This is a genomic window from Catellatospora methionotrophica (genome assembly GCF_011297335.1).
Lineage (GTDB): Bacteria > Actinomycetota > Actinomycetes > Mycobacteriales > Micromonosporaceae > Catellatospora > Catellatospora methionotrophica.
Genome location: NZ_JAAOTJ010000031.1, coordinates 29,228 through 51,933 on the forward strand (window position 1 = coordinate 29,228; position 22,706 = coordinate 51,933).

A 22,706-nucleotide genomic window follows, 5' to 3' on the forward strand; every position below is an offset into this window, starting at 1 on the left:
GCTGTCCGACCTTGCGGATGCACCGTTCGGGCGATATGTCATCGACGCCCCCTGGCGAGCTTCGACGTGTGTTTATGATCCGGGGTGACCGACTCCCCCATCATCGGGCTCTACGACAGTCTGCTCACCCAGCCTCTCCTGGAGCAGGTCACCCGCTGGCGGGACGCCGGTCACGTGGTCGATCTCGGCGACATCGGCGAAGCCGATGTCGCCCACCTTCTCGGCCGGTTCGTCGGTGAGGCCGCAGCACGGGCACTGTCCGCCGTTCGCGGCACGGATGCCCAGGTGGAGCTGGCCAATCAACTGCTGCGCGCGCTCGACGACGCCGCGCTCGTCGAAGCCGGGCCGCAACGGCTGCTCTCCATCATGGCCGGTGAGCCCGGAACTGAGCCGCTCACCCGCCCGCTGACCTCCCTGTCCGAGGCCGCGCTGCTGACCAACGCGCGGGAGGACCCGCACCTCGCCCACGAACTCGCCGCCGAGCTGACCAGCGCCGACCACGTCGACCTGCTCTGCGCGTTCGTCAAATGGTCGGGCTTGCGCATCCTGGAGCGACGGCTCGAGGACCTGCAACGGCGCGGCGTGCCCCTGCGGGTGATCACCACGACCTACATGGGCGCCACCGAGCGGCGGGCCCTGGATCGCCTCGTCACCGACTTCGGTGCCCAGGTGAAGATCAGCTACGAGCAGAGCTCCACCCGGCTGCACGCCAAGGCCTGGCTGCTGCGCCGCGAGACCGGCTTCGACACGGCGTACGTCGGCAGCTCCAACCTGTCCAAAGCGGCCCTGCTCGACGGGCTGGAGTGGAACGTACGGCTGTCGTCGGTCACTACTCCCCGCCTGCTGGACAAGTTCCGGGCGACCTTCGACTCCTACTGGGATCGCGCCGAGTTCGAGCTCTACGACCCGGCAGAAGACGGTGACCGGCTGGATCAGGCGCTCGCCTCGACTTCCTCCGGCAAGCGGCTGTTCGAGGTGCCCGCGCTCGTCCCCCACCCCTTCCCGCATCAGCGTGAAATGCTCGAAGACCTCGACCTGCAACGGACCGCCTACGATCGGCACCGCAACCTGCTGGTCGCGGCCACCGGCACCGGCAAGACCGTCACCGCGGCCTTCGACTACCGCAACCTCCAGCAGCGGCTGGGGCGGCTGCCGAGCCTGCTGTTCGTAGCCCACCGGCAGGAGATCCTCGCCCAGGCCCTGCACACGTACCGCCAGATCCTGGCCGTTCCCGACTTCGGGGAGATGCACGTCGGCGAGGACCGTACGAAACGATGGCGGCACGTCTTCGCCTCGGTGCAGTCGCTGCACCGCACCGTCGGCAATCTGGCGGAGGACCACTTCGACGTGGTGGTCATCGACGAGTTCCACCACGCGGAGGCCATGACCTACCGCCGGATCCTCGACCACTTGCAACCACAGGAGCTGCTGGGACTCACCGCCACGCCCGAGCGGGCCGACGGCAAGTGGGTGCAGGACGAGTTCTTCGACGGGCGTATCGCCTCCGAACTGCGCCTATGGGACGCGCTGCACGCCGATCTGCTCTGCCCGTTCCACTACTTCGGCGTCAACGACGAGACCGACCTCACCGGTATCGCCTGGACTCGCGGGGCCTACGACAAGGAGGGCCTCGAAGCCGCCTTCACCGGCAACGAGCAGCGGGCGAGGCTCGTCTTCAACGCGCTGCGCGACAAGGTCGGCAACCTCGACGAGGTACACGGCCTGGGTTTCTGCGTATCGGTGGCACACGCGCACTACATGGCGGAGTTCTTCGACAAGCACGGCATTCCGGCGCGGGCCGTCGACGGGTCTACGCCGCCCGAGCAGCGCAAAACCGCACTGGCCGCGTTGCGCAGCGGCGAGGTGAAGTTCCTGTTCGCCGTCGACCTGTTCAACGAGGGCCTGGACATCCCCGACATCAACACGATCCTGATGCTGCGCCCGACCGAGAGTGCGACCATCTTCCTGCAGCAGCTCGGCCGTGGCCTGCGCCGTACGCCGGACAAGGCTGTGCTGACCGTGCTGGACTTCGTCGGCCTGCACCGGGCCGAGTTCCGGTTGGAGAACCGGTTCCAGGCACTGACGGGGTTCGCCCGCGGACGGTTGAGGGACCAGGCCGAGGCGGACTTCCCGCTGCTGCCACCAGGCTGTCAGGTCGTGCTGGACCGGGTGGCGAAGGAACGGCTCCTCGGCAGCCTCCGCGAGCACCTGAGCGTCAAGGTGAACGTGCTCGCGCAGGAGGTCCGCACCTACGACCAGCCGACGCTTGCCGGCTACCTGGAGGCCAGCGGCCGGGACATCACCGACGTCTACCGCAGTAACCGGTCCTGGACTTCGCTACTGCGCAAGGCCGGCCGACTCGACCAGGAGCCATCGCCCCTCGAGTCCGCGGTCGGCAAGCGGATGCGGGCATTCCTGCACGTCGACGACGCGCGCCGGGCCACCGCGTACGCGCGGCTGGTAGCCGTGGACGGACCCGCCTACGGGAACCTTTCACCTGCCGAGCAGGCGTACGCCCGGATGCTCGTCTTCTCCGTCTGGCGGGATGGCGGCGGCTTCGCCGACTATGACGAGGGGCTGGCGCGGCTGCGCGGTGAGCCGCACCTGCGCGACGAGATCCGCCAGATCGTCGAGTACGGGGTCGAACGGCCGCGGCGGCTGGCCAAGCCGCTGCCGGACGTGCTCTCGCGGGTGCCGCTCGCGATCAACGCCCGCTACTCCGCCGATGAGATCCTGGCCGCACTCGGCTGGGCGGAGCTGGGCGGCGGCCGGGTGCCGGAGAACATGCGCGAGGGCGTGGCCTGGTCTCCGGCGACGCGGTGTGACGCCCTGCTGGTCACGCTCCGCAAGAACGAGAAGGAGTTCTCCCCGCAGACCATGTACCGCGACTACGCGCTGACCCCGGAGCTGTTCCACTGGGAGTCACAGAACCGCACCGGCGCGAACTCGTCACCGGGCAGCGGTATCGCGCGCACGCCCGCGAAGGCAGCCATGTGCTGCTGTTCACCCGGGAGAGCACCTCCACCGAGCACGGCTATCCCGAGGCGTACGTGTTTCACGGGACGGCTCAGTACGTCGAGCACCGGGGCGAACGGCCGATGGCCGTCACCTGGCGGCTCGACGAGCCGATGCCGGAGGACCTGTTCCGCCGCGCGGCCGTGGCGGCTTGACGGAGTGTCCCCCGCCACAGCTGGTGATCATCGCCCTGCGTAGCGCCCTGTTGCGACACGCTCGCTGACCCGACCCGCCTGGACGATCCGGCGCAGCGCCGTAGGCTGACAGGCGTGACCGAGTTCGACGGCCTTCCTGTCCTGCGTTCCCCCGTCGCCATCGCCGCCTTCGAGGGGTGGAACGACGCCGCTGACGCGTCCACTGCCGTGGTCGAGCACCTGGAGCAGGTGTGGGACGCGCGTGAGGTGGCGTCGGTGGACCCGGAGGAGTTCTACGACTTCCAGGTGAACCGGCCGCTGATCACCCTGGTCGACGACACGCGCCGCATCGAGTGGCCGAGTACCAAGTTCATGGTCGCCTCGCCGCCCGGCGCGCAGCACGACGTGGTGCTGATCAGGGGCATCGAGCCGAGCCTGCGCTGGCGTACGTTCTGCAACGAGATCCTGGAGATCTGTCACAGCCTCGGCATCGAGAAGATCGTCCTGCTGGGGGCGCTGCTGGCCGATGTGCCCTACAGCCGCCCGCTGCCCATCAGCGGCACGGTGACCGGCAAGCACGCCGGCGAGGAGAAGATCGAACTAACCCCCACGCGGTACGAGGGTCCGACGGGCATCGTCGGGGTGCTCCAGGACAGCGCCTCCCGCGCGGAGATCGACGCTATGTCGTTCTGGGTGCACGTGCCGCACTACGCGAACAACCCGCCGTGCCCGAAGGCGACGCTGGCCCTGCTGCACCGCATCGAGGAGGTCCTGGACCTGCCGGTGCCGATGCTGGACCTGGCCGAGGAGTCCGCCGAATGGGAGGACCGGGTCCGTGCCGCCGCCGCCCAGGACGCCGAACTGGCCGAGTACCTCCGCGACCTCGAAGAGCGCGCCGGTGATGTCGCCAAGCCCCTGTCCGGCGACGAGATCGCCGTCGAGTTCGAAAAGTACCTCCGCCGCCGCGGCGGCTCCCCCGGCCCCACCCACGGCACCTGGTAACCCACCCCACCCCGGGGGCCTCACCGTTCCACGCCCCTCACTTTCCATAGACGCTGGCCTATGACATCGAAAATGATCGCGATTTTTTCGATGTCATAGGCCAGCGTCTATCAAAGACCAACGTGGCCGCCACGGCCGTGGGGCGGGTGTCACAGCCGGTGACACGGCACGTGGGGGGCGACACCGCGCCTAGCGGCGTCCTAGGTCGCTAGGTATTCGGACAGTGGTGCGGCATGATCGCTTCATGACCGAGATGGGCATCGGCGGGATCAATCCGGGCGCGGCGGAGCATCCGCACCGGCAGATCGCCGCGCAGCTGCGGGCCAAGATCAGGCGGGGCGACTGGGCTGCCGGGGAGCAGCTGCCCTCGATTCCGGCGCTGGCGCAGTTGTTCGGGGTGGCGAAGCAGACCGTGCAGCGCACCATCGACCAGTTGCGGGTCGAGGGGCTGCTGATCACCAAGCCGGGCTCGGGGACGTACGTGCGGGGCACCCGGCGGCGGCTCAACCGGCTGTCCCGCGGCCGTTACGGCGCGCACCGGGGTTATCACGCGGACCTCGCGGACCGGTACCGCCAGCAGCTCACCGAGGTCACTCGGGCCACTCCGCCGGCCGAGGTCGCCGACGCGTTCGGGGTGCCGGATGCGACGCTGCTGGTGGTCCGGCGGCATCTGGTGCGTACCCAGGACGCGGTGGTCGAGGTGGGTGCGGCCTGGCTGCGGCCGCAGGACACCGCGGGCACCGGGCTGGAGCGCCTGGAGTCGTTCGGCCGTCCGCTGTATCAGGAGGTCGAGGAGGTCACCGGCCGCCGGTATGCGACCGCCACCGACACGATCACCGCCCGGCTCCCGACCCGGGAGGAGGCCGAGCAGCTGCAGATCCGGCCGGACACGCCGGTGCTGCACCTACTGCACGTGGCGTACGACGGCGAGCACAAGGTGATCGAGGTCGCGCAGGCGACGTGGCCGGGACCGATGACGACACTGACGGAGGAATACCGGGTGCCCGCGCCACGCCCGGACGCCGACCTGGACGGAGATCCCGATCCTGGCCTTGTCCTGGGCTAATCTGCGGACTGTCGGGTGCCCGACACCTTTTCGCCTGCGCACCCGCGCGTTCGCCGCAAGGATGGTTGCATGACCCTTCGCCGATTCTCCAACGGAGCGCAGGCAGGTGCCGGGAATCGGCCGGACGGCGCGGCTCCGCAGTCCCCGCAGGCGCTGGTGGCCCTGCTGGGCGCGCTCGTCGTGCTCGTGATCGGAGTAGCGCTGCTGGCGGTGCTGGTGGTCGGCATCGCCGACGGGGTGCCGAGCACCGGCGTGCTGCTGCTGGGCGCTCTGACCGTCGGGGTTTTCGCCCTGGCCGCCCGGCTGGGTCATGTGGCGCTGACGCTGCGTCGGCAGGCTCGGCAGCCGGTCCGCCCGGCGCGCGCCCGGCAGGCCCCGCCGCAGCGCCCGTCCCGGGTCGCCGTGCGGCCCCGGCCGCAGCCCCGCCCGCGAGCCTGATCTCCTGAGCCGGGATCGCGGCGATCCGCGGGGTTCCGCGAGATCGCCGCGCCGGTCGTATCGAGGTCAGAGCTTGATGCCCAGGAGGGCGTCGAGGGCCTGGGTCATGAGGGCGGGGGCCTGGGGGTCGTTGCCCACCCCGGCGAGGGTGTCGTCGGCCCAGGCGTCGATGAGGGCCAGGGCGCCGGGGGTGTCGAGGTCTTCGGCGAGCTTCGCGCGTACGCCGGCGAGCAGTTCCGCGCCCGAGGGGGCGGTGGCGGCGCGAGCGGCGCGACGCCAGCGGCCGAGGCGGTGTTCGGCGGTCTTGAACACCTCGTCGGTCCACTGGCGGTCGGCGCGGTAGTGGTCGCCGAGCAGGGCCAGCCGTACGGCCATCGGGTCGACCCTGTCCGAGCGCAGGCGGGACACGAAGACCAGGTTGCCGCGGGACTTGCTCATCTTCTCGCCGTCCAGGCCGATCATGCCCGCGTGCACGTAGTGCGCCGCGAACGGGGCCTTGCCGGTCAGCACCTCGGCGTGCGCGGCGCTGCACTCGTGGTGCGGGAACAGCAGGTCGTTGCCGCCGCCCTGCACGTCGATGGTCTCGCCGAGCAGTTCCAGGGCGATGACGGTGCACTCGATGTGCCAGCCGGGGCGGCCCGCGCCGAGCGCGCCGCCGGGCCACGAGGGCTCGCCGTCGCGGCGGCCGCGCCACAGCAGCGGGTCGAGCGGGTCGCGCTTGCCGGCGCGTTCGGGGTCGCCGCCGCGCTCGGCGAAGAAGGCCAGCATCTGCTTGCGGGACAGGTTCGACTCGTATCCGAACCGGGGCGCGGCGCTGACGTCGAAGTACACGTCGCCGGTGCCGTCCTCCAGCCGGTATGCCGCGCCGCGGTCGAGCAGCTCGGCGACCTTCCCGGCGATGACGGGGATCGACTCGACCGCGCCGACGTAGTGGCTCGGCGGGATGATCCGCAGGGCCTCCATGTCCTCGCGGAACAGGGCCGTCTCGCGCATGGCCAGGACCTTCCAGTCCTCGCCGTCGCGGGCGGCGCGTTCCAGCAGCGGGTCGTCGATGTCGGTGACGTTCTGGACGTAGGCGACGTCGTGCCCGGCGTCGCGCCACATCCGGTTCACCAGGTCGAATGTGATCATGGTCGCCGCGTGGCCGAGGTGGGTCGCGTCGTACGGCGTGATGCCGCAGACGTACATCGTCGCGCGCCCGCCCACCGGGCGGCTGGGGAAGGCGCCCTGGCGTGCGGAGTCGAACAGAGCCAGCGGCTGGCCGGCGCCAGGCAGGCGCGGGACGTCAAGACCGGACCACGTTTCCATGGCGCCAGCCTAACCAGCTTTATGCCGAGAGCGGATCTCCCCTGGCGCGGTTACCCGCTTGCGCGGGCGTGACGCTAGGGTCGAAGGCATGACCCATCAGGTGTACGCATTCGAGCCGCCGGAGCGGTTCGTCGCCGGAACGGTGGGTCCGCCGGGCGAGCGTACGTTCTATCTGCAGGCTCGCGGCGGCGGCCGCCTGGTCAGCGTGGCGCTGGAGAAGATGCAGGTCGCGCTGTTGGCGGAGAAGCTCGAGGAGCTGCTCGCCGAGGCGCACCAGCGGTTCGGGGCCGAACTGCCCACCACCGCCGAGGGTCCTGGCGACAACGAGCCGCTGGACACCCCCGTCGACGAGGAGTTCCGGGTCGGCACGCTGGGGCTGGCGTTCGACGTCGAGACCAGCACGGTCATCATCGAGGCGATCGCGGCCGAGGAGGTCGAGTTCGACGCCGAGGCCGAGACCGCCGAGGACGACGACGATGAGGACGACGACGAGGACGCGACCCCGGAGATCTCCGATGATCTCGACCGGCTGCGGGTGCGGCTGACCCCGGCGGAGGTGCGGCACTTCATCGACCGCGCCAAGCGGGTGGTCAACGCGGGCCGGCCGCCGTGCCCGCTGTGCGGGCAGCCGCTGGACCCGGCCGGGCACCTGTGCCCCCGGCACAACGGCTATCACCGCAGGTGAGTACGCCGGTGGCGGAGTAGCGTCACCCGGATAGCCCGCAGTCACACCCAGGAGGTCCGCCATCCCTCCCATCGGCGACCAGACACCCACCGGCCACACCGGTGATCAGGACCTGTCCGAAGCTCCCGGCCGGGCCGAGCTCGGCCTGCTGCTGCGCGACGCCGAGATGGAGATCGAGGGCCGCCTGGTCGAGGCCTCGAACACGACGCTGCGGGTGATCCTGTCCGCCGGTGGGCTTTCGGTGCGGGCGGTCTACAAGCCGGTACGCGGCGAGCGGCCGCTGTGGGACTTCCCACACGGGACCCTGGCCGCCCGCGAGGTCGCCGCGTACGCGGTGAGCGAGTCGCTGGGCTGGGACCTGGTGCCGCCGACGGTGATGCGGGACGGGCCGCTCGGGCCGGGCTCGTGCCAGCTGTGGCTGGACGAGACGGTGGAGCCGCCGGTCGACTTCGTGCCCGCCGGCGAGCTGCCGCAGGGCTGGCTGCCGATCGCCGCCGCCGAGGACGAGGAGGGGCGGCCGTACCTGCTGGCGCACGCCGACGATCCGCGGCTGGCCCGGCTGGCCGCCTTCGACGCTGTGATCAACAACGCGGACCGCAAGGGCGGGCACGTGCTGGCCACCCCGGATCAGCGGCTGTACGGCGTCGACCACGGCATCTGCTTCCACACCGAGGACAAGCTGCGTACGGTGCTGTGGGGGTTCGCGGGTCGCGTGGTGCCGCCGGAGGTCGCCGCGGCGCTGCGCGCGTTCGACCCCAGCGTGCTCGACGACCTGCTGACGACGGCCGAGGTCGAAGCGGTCGGCACCCGGATCAAGCAACTCGTGGCCGACGGCCGCCTGCCCAAGCCGCCCGAGGACCGCCACGCCATCCCGTGGCCCCCGATCTGACCGCAGACCGCCCGGGGTCGGGGCAGCACCGGTGAGGACGCGGTGGCGGGGCAGCCCGCTGCCCTGTGCCGTGCTGCCGCTCATCGCCGCCGCGTCCTCGCCGGGTGCCTGTGCGGGGCACGCTAGGCAGCGGCGGCCGGTGGCACAATGCCGCCATCACCTTTCGGACAGTGACGACTGCCGATGGACGATCGCCGGATCGGATTACTTGATCTTCTTGGTGCCGTGGGCGGTGATGTCGGCGAACTCGGGGTGCTTGTCCAGCCAGCCGGCCAGGAACGGGCAGATCGGCACCACGGTGCGGCCCTTGGCCCGGGAGTCCTCCATCACGGTGCGGGCCAGCTTGCTCCCCACGCCCTGGCCCTCGTAGGCCGGGGCGACCTCGGTGTGGGTGAACACGATCACCTTGCCGGTGAGCTGGTACGTCATGAACCCGGCCACGGTCTGCTCGGCGCTGTCCCGGGCCTCGAACCGCTCGCGCTCGGGCGCGTCAGTCACGTCGATCGACATCCGATCATCGTAGCCGCGCGCCCGGTGGCGGGGTTCACGCACGGGTGGCGGCGGCGATGTGCGACGCGGTGCGGGCGGGCGGACGTGAGAGGATCTGCGGCGGTCGGCAAGAGGCGGGAGGTGCGCACGTGCTGGTCGCACACTGCGTGTACACCGCCGACGGCAGCTGGGAGTTCTGGGCCGAGGACGCGGCCCTGCAGGCGGCGCTGCCGGTCCAGCGGGGACGGGGCAAGGCGCGGCCGCACCCGTTCGCGGTGCCCGCCGAGCGCCTGCGCGCGGCCCTGGGCGCGACCGCCGGGCGCGACGACGAGCCGCCGGGCTGGTCGGTGCTGGCCCTGCCCGCGTACGCGGGTCGGCCGACCCCGTCCCCGGAACTCGGACCGGGACCCGAACCCGATCAGCTCGCCCCGTTCATCGTGCCCACGCTGCGCATGGACGCCACGGCCGCGCTGCGGCTGCTGCCCGTGCTCGCCCCGTACGGCGGGGCGACCGTGCGCTTCGCGGCCGCACTGGCCCGCAGCGCCGCGCAGCTGGTCGGCAGCGGGCTGGTGACCCCGGCGCTGACCTGGGACGAGGAGCAGGAGTACTGGTTCGCCGACTGGCGGGCGGCGTCCTCGCTCCAGGTCGCGGCCGTACGCATCCCGCTGCTCGCGGCGATGCCGCCCGCCCTGCGGTGCTGGCTGTACGACGAGCACGTCGACCTCGCCCCCGCCGACGCGGTGCTCGACGCGGCCCTGGACTCGATGGTGGACGCGCTGGCCAGCCAGGCGGTGTCCGGGCTGGGCGCGACGCTGCTGCCGGGACGGCGGGGCCGGGTCCCCCGCCTGCGGCCGGTCGCCGAGCAACTGCTCACGGCGCTGACCGCGGACGACAACGTGCTGGAAGGCGACCAGGTCAACCCGTACGACGCCGAGCGGTTGTCGCAGGCCCTGGCCGCCTGGCGTACGGGCGGCGCGCGGTCCGGTGGGCTGGTGCGCACCTGCCTGCGCCTGGTCGCCCCGGAGGACACCGTCGGGGAGACCGACCTCGACGAGACCGACGTCGACGATCCGGGCGGCTGGCGGCTCGACCTGCTGCTCCAGTCACACGAGGACCCGTCGCTGGTCGCCGGGGCCGACGAGGTGTGGCGGTGGGACGGCAACGCGCTGCTGTTCGCCGAGGCGGGACTCGACCCGCAGGCCGAGCTGCTGGCCGGGCTGGGCCGCGCCGCACAGCACTACCCGCCGCTGGCCAGGACGCTGCGCCAGGCGGCGCCGGTCGGGGTGCCGCTGGACGCCGAGGGCGCGCTGATCTTCCTGCGCCAGCACGCGTCGTCACTGGCCGCCGAGGGCATCGGGGTGCTGCTGCCCGCGTGGTGGAGCGGCCCGCGACCGCAGCTCGGGCTGCGCCTGACCGCGCAGACGCCGCCGCAGCCGGGCATCGTGGCCAAGGAGTCGCAGCTCGGCATGGACCAGCTCGTCGACTACTCCTGGCAGGTCGCCCTCGGCGACGAGGTGCTCACCGCGCAGGAGCTGGCGGCGCTGGCCGAGGCGAAGTCGCCGCTGGTCCGGATCCGCGGGCGGTGGGTGGAGGTGGACCAGGTCCGCCTGGCGGCCGGGCTCCGGCAGCTCGGCAGGGCGACCCGGCGGCCGATGACCGCCCGCGACGTGCTGCGCGCGGGGCTGCTCGGCGAGGGTGCCGAGACCGGGCTCCCGATGGTCGGGGTCACCGCCACAGGGTGGCTCGGCGAGCTGATGAGCGGCGGGGCCGCCGGCAGCTTCGCGCCGCTGCCGACGCCGGACGGGTTCGGTGCGCAGCTGCGCCCCTACCAGGAGCGCGGGCTGGGCTGGCTGTCGTTCATGGATACGCTGGGGCTGGGTGCGGTGCTGGCCGACGACATGGGCCTGGGCAAGACCATCCAGGTGCTGGCCCTGCTGGAGAACGAACGCCGCCAGGCTTGCGGGCTGGGCCCGACACTGCTGGTATGCCCGATGTCGCTGGTCGCGAACTGGCAGCGGGAGGCGGCGAGGTTCGCGCCGAAGCTGGCCGTGCACGTGCACCACGGCGCGGAGCGGCTGACCGGCGAGCAGTTCCGGGAGGCGGTCGCGGGTGTGGACCTGGTGCTGACCACGTACAGCCTGGCGCTGCGGGACCAGCGGGAGCTGGCCGAGGTCGGCTGGCGGCGGATCGTGGTCGACGAGGCGCAGGCCATCAAGAACGCGGCGGCCAAGCAGTCGCGGGCGATCCGTGCGCTGCCCGCGCCACGGCGGATCGCGCTGACCGGCACCCCGGTCGAGAACCGGCTCGCCGACCTGCACTCGATCATGGAGTTCGCCAGCCCCGGCCTTCTGGGCAGCGCGGAGACGTTCAAGCGGCGGTTCTCGGTGCCGATCGAGCGCGACGGCGACGAGCAGGCCGCCGCCCGGCTGCGCCGGGTGACCGGGGCGTTCATGCTGCGCCGGGTCAAGACCGACCCGAGCATCATCTCCGACCTGCCCGACAAGATCGAGATGACGGTGGCCTGCAACCTGACCCGCGAGCAGGCCTCGCTCTACCAGGCGGTGCTCGACGACATGCTGCGCCAGGTCGAGCAGGCCGACGGCATCGACCGGCGCGGGCTGATCCTGGCCACCCTGACCAAGCTCAAGCAGGTCTGCAACCATCCCGCCCAGCTGCTCAAGGACGGTTCGCGGCTGGCCGGGCGGTCGGGCAAGCTGGCGCGGGTCGAGGAGATCTGCGAGGAGGTGCTCGCCGCCGGGGAGAAGGCGCTGCTGTTCACGCAGTTCGCCGAGTTCGGCGGGATGCTGTCGGACCACCTGGCGGCGGTGTTCGGCCAGCAGGTGCCGTTCCTGCACGGCGGCGTCGACCGTAAGACGCGCGACGGCATGGTCGCCGCGTTCCAGGGCGAGGGCGGGCCGGGACTGTTCGTGCTGTCCCTCAAGGCCGGTGGCGTCGGGCTCAACCTGACCGCGGCCAACCACGTCATCCACGTCGACCGCTGGTGGAACCCGGCCGTCGAGGCCCAGGCCACCGACCGGGCGTTCCGCATCGGGCAGCGCCGCGACGTCCAGGTGCGCAAGCTGATGTGCGCGGGCACCCTGGAGGAGCGCATCGATGCGGTCCTGGAGCAGAAGAAGGCCCTGGCCGAGGCGACCGTCGGCAGCGGCGAGGCCTGGCTGACCGAGCTGTCCACCGACGCGCTGCGCGACCTCGTGACGCTGACCCGCGACGCGGTCGCCGAGTAGGGGCGGGCATGGCAGCATTCAAACGCGCCGAACCATGGTGGAAGCGCGCCGAAGCCGACGGCGGCACCGCACCCGGAACACCCGACGTTCCCGGCCACGACGCCTCCGATCACGACCTGCCCGACTACGAGGTCCATGACGAGGGCAGCCCCGCCGATGCGGACCTCGACGGGCGGGCCACGGACGAACGCGAACGGTGGCGGGGGTTCCCGTCCGCCAAGCCGAGGCTGGCCGCCGACGGGATCCGGGCGCTGAGCAGGCGCGGGGACATCGCCACGAGCTGGTGGTCGCGGCGGTTCCTGAAGGCGATCGAGTCGCCGGAGACCGCGAGCAGGCTCAGCCGGGGCAAGTCGTACGCCCGCTCCGGGCAGGTGCTGTCGCTCGCGGTCGCGCCGGGCACGGTGACGGCTCAGGTGCAGGGCTCGCGGCACCAGCCCTACGCGGTGACCGTCGGTGTGGCGGTGTTCAGCGCGGCCGACTGGCGGCGGGCCGTCGGGGCGCTGGCGCAGCAGGCCGCGTACAGCGCCGAACTGCTCGCCGGGCGGATGCCCGAGGACGTCGAGCAGGTGCTGGAGCCGCTGGGCCTGTCGCTGTTCCCCGGCATCCGGCAGCTGGACCTGGAGTGCTCGTGCCCCGACTGGGGCAACCCGTGCAAGCACGCGGCGGCAGTGTGTTTCCTGCTGGCCGAGCAGTTCGACGCGGACCCGTTCACCATCCTGCGCTGGCGCGGCATGGCCCGCGAGGACCTGCTCAAGGCCCTGCGGGCGCAACGCGCACGGCAGACGGTCGGCGAAGCGCCCGAGGCGACCGGCGAACGCGACGAGCTGCGTGGCTTCTGGACCGGCGCGGCGCTGCCCGCCCCGCCGCCCGCCGACCCGGACGCGGCATCCCGGCTGCTGGCGCGTCTCGGCCCGGTCGGCGTCGCCGTCGCCGGCAGGGACTTCGCCAAGGCGCTGGCACCCGCCTACGAGGCTATGGTGCGGCACTCCTGGACGTCGCCACTGCTGACCGGCGAGCTGCCGCCACGGCCGACGTCCGCGGCCGCCGAGCCGTACGTGCCCTCGGACGTGCCCCGAGACACGGCACCGCCCATGGCGTCCCTGGTGCGGGCGTGGGCGCGGGAGCAGGGCATCGAGGTCAACGAGCGCGGTCGGCTGCGTGCCGACCTGATCCGGGCGTATCGGGACGCGAACCCGCTCGACTGAGCCGTCAGCGTCCCACCGCCGCGCGGTGGATGGGGCCGTCCACCTCGGACAGGACCGCGCCGGTGCCGCCCCAGCGCAGCGCGACGATCTCCGCGGCGATGCTGACCGCGGTCTCCTCGGGGGTGCGCGCCCCGAGGTCCAGGCCGATCGGCGAGCGCAGCCGGGCCAGTTCGGTGTCGGTGAGGCCCTCCTCGCGCAGCCGGGTCACCCGGTCGTCGTGGGTGCGGCGGGAGCCCATCGCGCCGACGTACGCCACGGGCAGGCGCAGGGCCAGTTCCAGCAGCGGCACGTCGAACTTCGGGTCGTGGGTGAGCACGCACAGCACGGTGCGCGCGTCGACGTGCCCCGCGGCGGCCTCGGCCGCCAGGTAGCGGTGCGGCCAGTCGACGACGACCTCGTCGGCGTACGGGAAGCGCTTCGCGGTGGCGAACACGGGCCGGGCGTCGCAGACCGTCACGTGGTAACCCATGAACGACCCGATCCGGGCCACCGCCGCGGCGAAGTCGATCGCCCCGAACACGATCATCCGGGCGGGCGGGGCGTACGCGTTGACGAACACGGCCAGCTCGTCGCCGCGGCGCTCGCCGTCGGGGCCGTAGTGCAGCATCCCGGTGCGCCCGGCGGCCAGCAGCCCGCGCGCGTCGTCGGCGACGGCGTCGTCGAGCCGCGCGGAGCCGAACGTGCCCTGCGCCGCCCCGTCGAACACCACGATCCGCCGCCCGAAACGCGGCGAGTCGGCGGGGGCGACGACCGTCGCCACGGCCACCGGGCGGCCGCCACGGACCGCCGCCACGACGTCGCCGAGCTGCGGGAAAGTCTCCCGCGACACCTGCTCGACGAACACCTCGATGATGCCGCCGCAGGTCAGGCCGATGGCGTACGCGTCATCGTCGCTGACGCCGTAACGCTGCAGCACCGGCCGCCCGCCCGGAGCGGCGGCGACTTCGGTGGCCAGCTCGTACACCGCGCCCTCGACGCACCCGCCGGACACGCTGCCGACGGCCTCCCCGCCCGGTCCGACGAGCATCGACGCGCCGGGCCGCCGTGGTGCGGACTGCCAGGTGCGCACCACGGTCGCCACGCCCGCGACCGCACCGGACGTCCAGGCCCGGAACAGGTCGTCGAGCACGTCACGCACGGGGGACGTCCAGGTCAGTGCCGTCGGCGACGTCGTCGCAGGGCACCGTCTCCACGTCGTGCCGGGCCAGGTAGGGCCGGGCCCCGACGTCGCCGACGGCGAGCTCGGCCGCCCCGGCCCAGTGCTCGCGACCGAGCAGCACCGGGTGCCCCCCGTCCCCGCCGTACGTCGCGACGCGCAGCGTGTCCGGTTTCGCTCCCGCGCCGACCCGGCGCACCGCCTCGGCGGTGATCCCCGGCGTGTCCACCAGCAGCACCACTACAGCGTCCACCTGCGGTGGCAGGGCCGCCAAACCGGCGCGCAGCGACGAGCCCATGCCGGTGCGCCACTCCTTGTTGACCACCACGAGCGCGCCGGGCAGCGCCGGGGCGCGCCCGGCTCCCGCGCCGAGCACGACCACGACCGGATCGCACTGTCCGTCGCGCAGCGTCCGCAGCGCGTGTTGCACCATCAGCTCCCCGTCGCCCGGCACCTGGGCCAGTGCCTTGGGCATCCCGTACCGCCGCCCGGCTCCCGCGGCCAGCAGTAATCCCCCGACAGCCATATGTCAGCCTCCCCCAGCCTCCCGACCCGTCCACGGTGCGGTGAGCGTGTCCCGCGCGGCGGCGGTGAGGCTGCCGTACAGGCGCAGCCGGGCCATGCCGCCGTCGGGGTAGATGTCCAGGCGTGCCCCGTCGACCGGGCCGTCGTGGGACAGCCGGAACCGGTGGCGGGTGTCGGGCTGCAGCCGGGTGCGCGCCAGCAGCGGTTCGCCGCCGGGCCCGGTCAGCGCCGCCCAGCCGGGGGCGTTGCCTTTGAAGTGCGAGGTGTCCAGCTCGGCGAGCGTGAGCACGCCCGGCGCGGCGAGCCGCACCTGCACCCAGTCGTTGCCGCCGCCGCGCCGCCGCCGGGTCTCCCAGCCCTCGCCCATGCTGGCGGCCAGGCCGGGCAGCAGCAGGTTGCCGGGTGAGCCGTAGAAGCGGTCGCTGCAGTCGGTGATCCGGCCGCCCAGTTCGGCGGCGGCCAGGTCGACGGTGCCGGGCAGCAGGCGCGGGTCGGGGGCGGGCACGCCGTGCACCCGCAGCCGGGCCACGCCGCCGTCGGGGTGGATGGTCAGCCGGACGTGGGTGACCAGCGGCCCGGCGTCGACCGGGAAGCGGTTGCGGGTGTCGCCCTCCAGCGGCGAGCGCTCGACCAGCGGGAACCAGTCGGCGTCGGCCAGTTCGGCGGGCGAGGGGTAGCCGTCGGCGCGGCAGCCGTCGACGGACGCCTCGGGCGGGTAGTTGCCGGTGAAGAACGCGGTGTCGACCACGACGCCGTGGACGCGGCCGGGCGCGCCGAGCCGGATCACGGCGTGGTCGTCGCCGGGTTCGCGGCGGCGGCGGGTCTCCCAGCCGTCGTACACCTGTCCCTTCGCGCCGAACGTGCGCGGGGTGAAGCCGGGCGCCCACGGGTTGACCAGGTTGTCGCGCTCGGCGAAGAACTCGTCGTTGGCGGACACGACGCTGCCGCCGACGGCCCGCGAGGCGAGGTCGAGCAGCTCCTCGAAGCTCACCGCGTCTCCTCTCCGGGCGGCGGGCAGCGCGCCGTCCGGGGCCGGGGCGCTCGGGGACCCGGCCCGCACGGTGTCCGCGCTCATGCGCCGCCGCCGGGGCGCAGCAGGCGGCCGATCGGCTCGACCCCGGCCAGGCGGCCGCGCAGCCAGGTGTCGCGGACCAGGCCGCGCAGCTTCTGGCCGTCGTACGGCGAGACGTGGTGCCGGTGCAGCAGCCGGGTCGCGTCCACGGTGAACTCGGCGTCGGCGTCGAAGGCGACCAGGTCGGCGTCCGCGCCCACCGCGATGCGGCCCTTGCCGGGCAGATCGACCAGGTCGGCGGTGTTGCCGGCCATCCAGCGGACCACGTCGGACAGGGTGTGGCCGCGTTCGGCGGCGGCGGTCCACATCAGCGGCAGCCCGAGCTGCACGGACGCGATGCCACCCCAGGCGGTGCCGAAGTCGCCCTCCTTCAGCTCGGGCGGGCACGGCGAGTGGTCGGACACCACGCAGTCGATGACCCCGTCGGCGAGCGCCTGCCACAGTGCGTCCTGGTGGGACCGGTCGCGGATCGGCGGGCAGCACTTGAACTGGGTCGCGCCGTCGGGCACCTGGTCGGCGTCCAGGACCAGGTAGTGCGGGCAGGTCTCGGCGGTGATGCGTACGCCGTCGCGGCGGGCCGCGGCGATCAGCGGGATCGCGTCGGCGGCGGCCAGGTGCAGGATGTGCACCCGCGCCCCGGTGCGTTCGGCCGCCTCGATCACGGCGGCGACCGCGCGGCGCTCGGAGCGCGGCGGGCGGGAGGCCACGAAGTCGGCGAAGTGCTCGCCGTGCGCGGCGGTGACCAGCGACGGGTCCTCGGCGTGCAGGACGAACAGGGCGTCGACCGCGCCCAACGCCTCCTCCAGCCCGGCCGGGTCCAGCGGCGGGAACTCGGGCACACCCGAGTCGATGAGGAACGCCTTGAACCCGAACACGCCCTGGTGGTGCAGCGGCCGCAGCTGGGCGGTGTTGCCGGGCACCGCGCCGCCCCAGAAGCCGACGTCGACGAAGCACTGCTCGACCGCGGCGGCCCGCTTGACGTGCAGGGCCTGCACGTCGACGGTCGGCGGGACCGCGTTCAGCGGCATGTCGATGACAGTGGTCACGCCGCCCGCGGCGGCGGCCCGGGTGGCGCTGTCGAAGCCCTCCCACTGGGTGCGCCCCGGCTCGTTGACGTGTACGTGCGTGTCGACGAGGCCGGGCAGCAGCGCGCAGTCGCCCAGGTCGATGACGTCGTCACCGGCGAGCGCCTGGAATCCGGCGACCGCGGCGATGACGCCGTCGCGGATGCCGACGTCGGCGGGCCGTTCGCCGTCCGGGGTGAGCGTCCGGTGCGAGCGCAGGATGAGGTCGTAGTTCACAGCGGCTCCAGCATAGATCGATCGGTGCCGAATTCGCCGACATCCAGCGCGCCGCATGCCACGGCGCGCCGCAGGAATCCGGACAGGGCCCGCGCGGTCGCGGGTTCGTCGAGGTAACCGGTGCCGCGCGCGGCACTGTCGCGCTGCGCGGCGCTGTCCCGGCCGTCCAGCCAGGCCCGCAGCCGGGTCGCGGCCGAGGCCGCGCCGTCGCGGAAGAAGGTGTACGCGGCCGCGTAGCGCGTCGGCAGCTGCGCCGGATGCAGGTCCCAGCCCTGGTAGAAGCCGCGTTCCAGGCTCCGGCGGACCAGCCGCAGGTGCAGCGCCCAGGCCGCCCGCACGGCGTCGGTGTCGCCGACCGGCAACACGTTGGTGGACCCGTCGACCACGTGCACTCCCGTCCCCGCTGCCGCGACCTGCATGACCTGCTTGGCGTGGTCGGCGGCCGGATGCTCCATCGACTGGTACGCCGCCGCGACGCCCAGCGCCGCCGAGTAGTCGTAGGTCCCGTAGTGCAGTCCCACGCAGCGGCCCTGCGACGCGTGGATCATCGCGGGCAGCGGGCAGCCGCCGTCCGGGCCGAGGATCGCCTGCGGCATCTCGACCTGGAGTTCGAAGCGGAGCTGCCCGGCGGCCGGTTCGAGGTGGCGGCACAGCCAGACCAGAGCCTCGACCTGCGCCACCGAGCTGACCTTCGGCAACGTGATGACGAAGTTCGGCGGGATCGTGCCCAGCGCGTCGAGCAGCCGGTCCAGGGTGCGCAGGGCGCGGGGCCGGGTGTCGGGCTCCAGGCTCTTGATGCGTACGCCGAGAAAAGGCGCCGGGCGCGCGGCCAGGAACGCGGCGACGCTGCGCGCGTGGGCGTCCTCGGTGGTGTCCTCGCGGCGGCCGTAGCCGTCCTCGAAGTCGACCCGCAGGTCCTCGATCGGCTCGGTGGCCAGCTTGCGGCTGATCCGCTCGTGCAGCTGCTCGGGGTACGGCAGCCCGTGCTCGGCCACCGCCGCGAGCGCCTGCTCACCCCACTGCTGCGCGAGACCGGTGCGCACCCGGTCGGCGGGCACGTACACGGTGTGCAGCGGCTGGCGGCCGGGCCGCTCGCCGGGGTAGCGGTCGCGGAGCAGCCCGTCGGCGGCGGCCAGCCTGCGGTCCAGCTCGGACGCGGCGACGCGGGCCCCGTCGCGAGGCTCGCGGGGCACGCCGAGGAACTCTCCGGTCGGCTGCTGCACTAGTCGATCAGCTCACCGGCGGGCAGGGTCATGAACTCCACGAAGTCGTCGGCGAGCGCGACCTGCTCGAAGATCCTGCGGGCCGGTTCGTAGTCCGGGCCGAGCATGGCCATCTCGCCCTCGATGAGCTGTTCCAGCAGCTCACGGGTGACCGGGGTGGTGCCGCCGTCGAGCAGCGCGCCGTTGTGCAGCCACTGCCACAGCTGCGAGCGGGAGATCTCGGCGGTGGCGGCATCCTCCATCAGGTTGTCGATCGCGGCCGCGCCGTTGCCGTTCAGCCACGACTGGATGTAGCGGATGCCGACGTGAATGTTGGCGCGGGCACCGGCCATCGTCGGCTCGCCCTCGGTGGTCCGCACGTCGAGCAGGTCGTGGGCGTCGACGCGTACGTCCGGGCGCTGCCGGGTGAGCTGGTTCGGGGCCCCGTCCAGGGCCTTGTCGAACACCTCCAGGCAGATCGGCACCAGGTCGGGGTGGGCCACCCAGGAGCCGTCGAAGCCGTCGGCCGCCTCGCGTTCCTTGTCCTGACGGACCTTGGCCAGCGCCGTCGCGGTCACCCCGGGGTCGCGCCGGTTCGGGATGAACGCCGCCATGCCCCCCATCGCGTACGCCCCGCGCCGGTGACACGTCTTGACCAGCAGCTGCGCGTACGCCCGCAGGAACGGCGCGGCCATCGTCACCTGCCCCCGGTCGGGCAGCGTGTACGCCGGGAACGCGCGGAACTTCTTGATCAGGCTGAACAGGTAGTCCCAGCGCCCCGCGTTGAGGCCGCTGGCGTGGTCGCGCAGCTCCCACAGGATCTCGTCCATCTCGAACGCGGCCGTGATCGTCTCGATCAGCACCGTCGCCCGGATACTGCCGTAGCCGATGCCCAGCAGCTCCTGCGCGGTCGTGAACACGTCCTGCCAGAGCCGCGCCTCCCGATGGCTCTCCATCTTCGGCAGGTAGAAGTACGGGCCGCTGCCCCGGGCCAGCAGCTCGGCCGCGTTGTGGAAGAAGTGCAGCCCGAAGTCGACCAGCGCCGCGACACCGGGCGACCCGTCGACGGCGAAGTGCCGCTCGTCGAGGTGCCAGCCGCGCGGGCGCACCACGATCGTCGGCAGCGGACCGGGGTGCAGCGCGTACAGCTTGTCGCCCTGCTGGAGGGTGATCGTGCGGCGGACCGCCTCGTACAGGCTCTGCTGGCCGCCGATCACGTTGGCCCAGTGCGGGGTGTTGGCGTCCTCCAGGTCGGCCAGCCACACCTTCGCGCCCGAGTTCAGCGCGTTGATCGTCATCTTGCGCTCGGTCGGGCCGGTGATCTCGACCCGGCGGTCGACCAGGTCGGCCGGGGCCGGGGCGACGGTCCACTCGCTCTGGCGGATCGACGCGGTCTCCGGCAGGAAGTCCAGCGTGCCCGTCCGGTCGATCTCGGCCTGCCGGGCCCGGCGCGCCGCGAGCAGTTCGTCGCGCCGGGGGCGGAAACGCCGCTGCAGCTCGGTGACGAACGCGACCGCGTCCGGGGTCAGGATCTCGGTCACTCATACCCCCACGATGTGTTCGGGCCGGACCGGCACCCTGGTCAGCGCGGCACCGGTGGCCGCCCGGATCGCCGCGACGACGGCCGGTGTGGACGAGATCGTAGGCGGCTCGCCGACCCCGCGCAGCCCGTAGGGCGCGTGCGGGTCGGCCAGTTCGAGCACGTCCACGGTCATCGGCGGCATGTCCATGATCGTAGGGAGTAGATAGTCGGTGAAGGAGGGATTGCGCACCTTCCCGTCCACGATCTGAATCTCCTCCATCAGCGCCAGGCCGAGCCCCTGGGCGGTGCCGCCGTGGATCTGGCCCACGACCGCCCCCGGGTTGACGGCCTTGCCGACGTCCTGCGCGGTGACGATCTCGACGACTTTGACCAGGCCGAGGTCGAGGTCGACGTCGACGGTGGCCCGGTGCGCGGCGAAGGCGTACTGCACGTGCGCGTCGCCCTGGCCGGTCTGCGGATCGAGCGGGAACGTCGGCCGGTGCCGCCACTGCACCGTCTGTTCGATCGCCTCCTCGCCGAGCACGTCCGCGAGATCGGCGACGGCCTCCCCCTCGGCGTCGAGCACCCGGCCGTCGACCAGCCGCAGCTCGCCCGCGAGGCCGTCGAGCCGGTCCAGCAGCCGGGCCCGGATCGCCTGGCAGGCGGCCCGGACCGCGCCGCCGGTCATGTACGTCTGCCGGGACGCCGACGACGACCCCGCGCTGCCGACGCCGGTGTCGGCCGGGGCGATGGTGACCTGGTCGACGCCGAGTTCGGTACGCACGATCTGTGCCTGCACGGTGACCAGGCCCTGGCCGACCTCGGCGGCGGCGGTGTGCACCAGCACCGCCGGGCGGCCGCCGACCAGCTCCAGGCGCACCCGGGCGGTCGCGAAGTCGTCGAAGCCCTCGGAGAAGCACACGTTCTTGATGCCGATCCCGTAGCCGACGCCACGGACAACGCCCTCGCCGCGCGTGGTGTTCGCGGTGCCGCCCGGCGGGAAGTCCGCCGGACCGGCCGGTGGCTTGGACTGCACCAGCCGGAGCAGCTCGGCGACAGGCGCGGGGCCCTCGACGACCTGGCCGGTCGGCATCCGGTCACCGGTGTGCAGCGCGTTGCGCACCCGCACCTCGACCGGGTCCAGCCCCAGCGCCGCCGCGAGTTTGTCCATCTGCGACTCGTACGCGAAGCAGGCCTGCACCGCCCCGAAGCCGCGCATCGCCCCGCACGGCGGGTTGTTCGTGTAGAGCCCGTACGCGTCGATGACCACGTTCGGCACGTCGTACGGGCCGACGCCCAGCGTCGCCGCGTTCGCCACGACCGCGCCGGAGCTGGACGCGTACGCGCCGCCGTCGAGCAGGATGCGGGCCTTCACGTAGACGAGGCGGCCGTGCTCGTCCGCGCCGTGCTCGTAGCGCAGCCGGGCCGGGTGCCGGTGCACGTGCCCGAAGAACGACTCCTCCCGGCCGTACACCATCTTGACCGGACGCCCGGTGCGCAGCGCCAGCAGGCACGCGTGGACCTGCATGGACAGGTCCTCCCGCGCGCCGAACGCCCCGCCGACCCCGGCCAGGGTCAGCCGGACCTTGTCGGCGGCCAGGCCCAGGCACGCCGCGACCTGCTGCTGGTCGACGTGCAGCCACTGGGTGGCGATGTACAGGTCGACACCGCCGTCCTCGGCGGGCACCGCCAGCCCCGACTCGGGACCGAGGAACGCCTGGTCCTGCATGCCGACCTCGTACTCCCCGGTGATGACGACGGCGGCGCTCGCCTCCGGGTCGCCGCGCCGGATCGGCACGTGCCGCAGCAGGTTCGGCCGGTCGGCGTGCACCCGGGGCGCCCCGCCGTCGTGCAGCGCCGCCTCGGGATCGGTGACCGCGTCCAGCACCTCGTACCCGATCCCGATCGCCCGCACCGCCCGGCGCGCGGTCTCCGGATGGTCGGCGGCCACGATCACGATCGGCTCGCCCTGATAACGGACCTCGTCGGCGGCCAGCACCGGCTGATCGACGTGCTCCAGCCCGTACAGCCGCCGCCCCGGCACGTCCTCATGCGTGAGCACCGCGTACACCCCCGGAATCCGCAGTGCCGGACCGAGATCCAGCTCCGTGATCCGCGCCCGGGGATGCGGGCTGCGCAGCGTCGCCCCCCACAGCATGTCGTCGGCCCACAGATCCGACGAGAACGCGAACTCCCCCGTGACCTTCAACCGCCCATCCGGCCTGACCGCCGAGGCCCCCACCCCACCGGTCACCGCCGCCGCCAACCCGACATGCGCCGCCGTCGTCACCCCGCCACCCCCGCCCCGCCCCTGTCGCAACTCTTAGAGGGTGACTGGTTCAGATCGGTGAGGTTGTATCCGTTTTGGGTGCGGGATCGCGCCAAGACGGGACAGCTTCACCGGTCAACCGCCTGCTCATGGTGCCGATCATCGCCCAGTGGATCAGCGAAG

17 protein-coding genes are annotated in these 22,706 nt (G+C 72.8%); 8 read left to right on the top strand and 9 right to left on the bottom strand.

The window, feature by feature from the left end; translation table 11 throughout:
- Window positions 1-84: 84 nt before the first annotated feature.
- The 4 genes from HAV40_RS35370 to HAV40_RS35385 all read left to right on the top strand — a co-directional run bounded on the left by HAV40_RS35370 (window position 85) and on the right by HAV40_RS35385 (window position 5,655).
- Window positions 85-3,213 carry a DEAD/DEAH box helicase gene (locus tag HAV40_RS35370; RefSeq protein ID WP_203672232.1) on the top strand — a complete coding sequence of 1,043 codons (3,129 nt, stop codon included), beginning with the start codon at window positions 85-87 and terminating at the stop codon, window positions 3,211-3,213.
- 71 nt (window positions 3,214-3,284) lie between these two features.
- The gene (locus HAV40_RS35375) at window positions 3,285-4,151 is read left to right on the top strand and encodes a PAC2 family protein (protein ID WP_120315654.1); all 867 of its coding nucleotides are present in this window, start codon (window positions 3,285-3,287) and stop codon (window positions 4,149-4,151) included.
- Window positions 4,152-4,404: 253 nt separating this feature from the next.
- A complete protein-coding gene (locus tag HAV40_RS35380) occupies window positions 4,405-5,217 on the top strand; it encodes a GntR family transcriptional regulator (RefSeq protein WP_166388675.1) in 813 nt (270 codons plus the stop codon).
- A gap of 69 nt (window positions 5,218-5,286) precedes the next feature.
- Window positions 5,287-5,655, top strand: a complete 369-nt coding sequence (locus HAV40_RS35385; protein ID WP_166388663.1) for a hypothetical protein — start codon at window positions 5,287-5,289, stop codon at window positions 5,653-5,655.
- Between the two features lie 66 nt (window positions 5,656-5,721).
- On the opposite strand, the gene mshC is transcribed toward HAV40_RS35385, so the two are convergent.
- The gene (mshC, locus tag HAV40_RS35390) at window positions 5,722-6,963 is read right to left on the bottom strand and encodes a cysteine--1-D-myo-inosityl 2-amino-2-deoxy-alpha-D-glucopyranoside ligase (protein ID WP_166388664.1); all 1,242 of its coding nucleotides are present in this window, start codon (window positions 6,961-6,963) and stop codon (window positions 5,722-5,724) included.
- A gap of 88 nt (window positions 6,964-7,051) precedes the next feature.
- On the opposite strand from mshC, the gene HAV40_RS35395 reads away from it, so the two are divergent.
- Together HAV40_RS35395 and HAV40_RS35400 are read left to right on the top strand one after the other, a co-directional pair.
- Window positions 7,052-7,648, top strand: a complete 597-nt coding sequence (locus HAV40_RS35395) for a DUF3090 family protein (RefSeq protein ID WP_166388665.1) — start codon at window positions 7,052-7,054, stop codon at window positions 7,646-7,648.
- A 112-nt stretch (window positions 7,649-7,760) separates the two neighbouring features.
- Window positions 7,761-8,537: an SCO1664 family protein gene (locus HAV40_RS35400; protein WP_275413537.1), complete on the top strand. Its 777-nt coding sequence runs from the start codon at window positions 7,761-7,763 to the stop codon at window positions 8,535-8,537.
- 204 nt (window positions 8,538-8,741) lie between these two features.
- Here HAV40_RS35400 and HAV40_RS35405 read toward each other — a convergent pair whose 3' ends face one another.
- On the bottom strand, window positions 8,742-9,047 hold the full coding sequence (locus HAV40_RS35405) for a GNAT family N-acetyltransferase (RefSeq protein ID WP_166388667.1): 306 nt from the start codon (window positions 9,045-9,047) through the stop codon (window positions 8,742-8,744).
- A 128-nt stretch (window positions 9,048-9,175) separates the two neighbouring features.
- Here HAV40_RS35405 and HAV40_RS35410 point away from each other — a divergent pair, with 128 nt between their 5' ends.
- Together HAV40_RS35410 and HAV40_RS35415 are read left to right on the top strand one after the other, a co-directional pair.
- The gene (locus tag HAV40_RS35410) at window positions 9,176-12,271 is read left to right on the top strand and encodes a DEAD/DEAH box helicase (RefSeq protein WP_239087063.1); all 3,096 of its coding nucleotides are present in this window, start codon (window positions 9,176-9,178) and stop codon (window positions 12,269-12,271) included.
- An 8-nt stretch (window positions 12,272-12,279) separates the two neighbouring features.
- On the top strand, window positions 12,280-13,476 hold the full coding sequence (locus HAV40_RS35415; protein ID WP_166388668.1) for an Lsr2 family DNA-binding protein: 1,197 nt from the start codon (window positions 12,280-12,282) through the stop codon (window positions 13,474-13,476).
- 4 nt (window positions 13,477-13,480) lie between these two features.
- On the opposite strand, the gene HAV40_RS35420 is transcribed toward HAV40_RS35415, so the two are convergent.
- From HAV40_RS35420 to pucD, 7 genes are read right to left on the bottom strand one after another with little or no spacing between them, the layout of a single operon-like run.
- On the bottom strand, window positions 13,481-14,614 hold the full coding sequence (locus tag HAV40_RS35420; protein ID WP_166388669.1) for an XdhC family protein: 1,134 nt from the start codon (window positions 14,612-14,614) through the stop codon (window positions 13,481-13,483).
- On the bottom strand, window positions 14,607-15,158 hold the full coding sequence (locus HAV40_RS35425) for a nucleotidyltransferase family protein (RefSeq protein ID WP_166388670.1): 552 nt from the start codon (window positions 15,156-15,158) through the stop codon (window positions 14,607-14,609). The genes HAV40_RS35420 and HAV40_RS35425 overlap by 8 nt, the downstream gene beginning before the upstream one ends.
- A gap of 3 nt (window positions 15,159-15,161) precedes the next feature.
- Window positions 15,162-16,232 (bottom strand): allantoicase, encoded by a 1,071-nt coding sequence (alc, locus tag HAV40_RS35430; RefSeq protein WP_166388671.1) that lies wholly within the window; start codon window positions 16,230-16,232, stop codon window positions 15,162-15,164.
- Window positions 16,229-17,530: an allantoinase AllB gene (gene allB, locus HAV40_RS35435; protein ID WP_239087062.1), complete on the bottom strand. Its 1,302-nt coding sequence runs from the start codon at window positions 17,528-17,530 to the stop codon at window positions 16,229-16,231. Before allB ends, alc begins: the two co-directional genes overlap by 4 nt.
- Window positions 17,527-18,753, bottom strand: coding sequence for a DUF6986 family protein (locus tag HAV40_RS35440; RefSeq protein ID WP_239087061.1), 1,227 nt, complete (start codon window positions 18,751-18,753; stop codon window positions 17,527-17,529). Before HAV40_RS35440 ends, allB begins: the two co-directional genes overlap by 4 nt.
- Entirely contained in the window at window positions 18,753-20,273 is a 1,521-nt protein-coding gene (gene aceB, locus HAV40_RS35445) for a malate synthase A (protein WP_166388673.1), read from the bottom strand. The genes HAV40_RS35440 and aceB overlap by 1 nt, the downstream gene beginning before the upstream one ends.
- Complete coding sequence (gene pucD / locus HAV40_RS35450; RefSeq protein ID WP_338076455.1) at window positions 20,274-22,544, bottom strand: xanthine dehydrogenase subunit D; 2,271 nt, start codon at window positions 22,542-22,544, stop codon at window positions 20,274-20,276.
- Window positions 22,545-22,706 lie beyond the last annotated feature (162 nt).